Below are 995 nucleotides of genomic sequence, written 5' to 3'. Positions count from 1 at the left end.
TGTCGAGCAGAAGGCCCGCTTCTTCGTGCTCGATCTTCCTCACAGTGACGGCTGCTATGTGCGGGCTTATCCGGCGGCAGTGGCCGAGGCCTGGGTGGACGGCCACATCCATGCATTTGCCTTCTTTGGGGCCGTGCCGCAGTCGATCGTCTATGACAACGACCGTTGCCTGGTCGCAAAGATTCTGCCCGACGGCACTCGCAAACGGGCCGCGCTGTTCAGCGGGTTCCTGTCCCACTACCTGATCCGGGATCGCTATGGCCGTCCGGGAAAGGGCAATGACAAGGGGAATGTGGAGGGTCTTGTCGGATATGCCCGGCGCAACTTCATGGTGCCGATCCCGCGGTTTGCAACATGGGATGCCTTCAACGCCTTTCTGGAAGAGCAATGCCGCAAACGCCAGAGCGACAGGCTGCGCGGCGAGAGCGAGACGATCGGCGAGCGCCTGCAACGGGATCTGGCGGCTATGCGTCCCTTGCCGGCATCGCCCTTCGATGCCTGCGACCAGGCCAGCGCTATTGTGACAGCCCAGTCGCTGGTGCGCTACAAGACCAACGACTATTCCGTGCCGGTCGCCTACGGTCATCAGGACGTCTGGGTCAGAGGCTATGTCGACAAGGTGGTGATCGGCTGCAGCGGCCAGATCATTGCCCGCCATCCGCGCTCCTGGGAGCGTGAGGACGTTGTCTTCGACCCTGTGCATTACCTGCCGCTGATCGAGCAGAAGATCAATGCGCTGGATCAGGCGGCTCCTCTCCAGGGCTGGGACCTGCCGGAGGAGTTCGCCACGCTACGCCGCCTGATGGAAGGTCGCATGGCAAAGCATGGCCGGCGGGAATATGTACAGGTTCTCCGTCTGCTGGAGAGCTTCGACCTTGCGGACCTGCATGCCGCAGTGAAGCAGGCCATTCAGCTCGGAGCCATTGGCTTCGATGCGATCAAGCATCTGATCCTGTGCCGGGTGGAGCGCCGGCCGCCACGACTGGACCTGGCCA

Annotated in this window: 1 protein-coding gene; it reads left to right on the top strand. The window is 62.5% G+C overall.

Annotated features, from left to right (window positions below; genetic code table 11):
- A partial coding sequence (locus tag IEX53_RS23545) for a Mu transposase domain-containing protein (protein ID WP_188826599.1) occupies positions 1–995 on the top strand: 995 nt, incomplete at both ends.

The organism is Paramesorhizobium endophyticum, from assembly GCF_014640615.1.
GTDB classification, from domain to species: Bacteria; Pseudomonadota; Alphaproteobacteria; order Rhizobiales; family Rhizobiaceae; genus Paramesorhizobium; species Paramesorhizobium endophyticum.
This window is presented reverse-complemented; position numbering and strand designations above follow the sequence as displayed.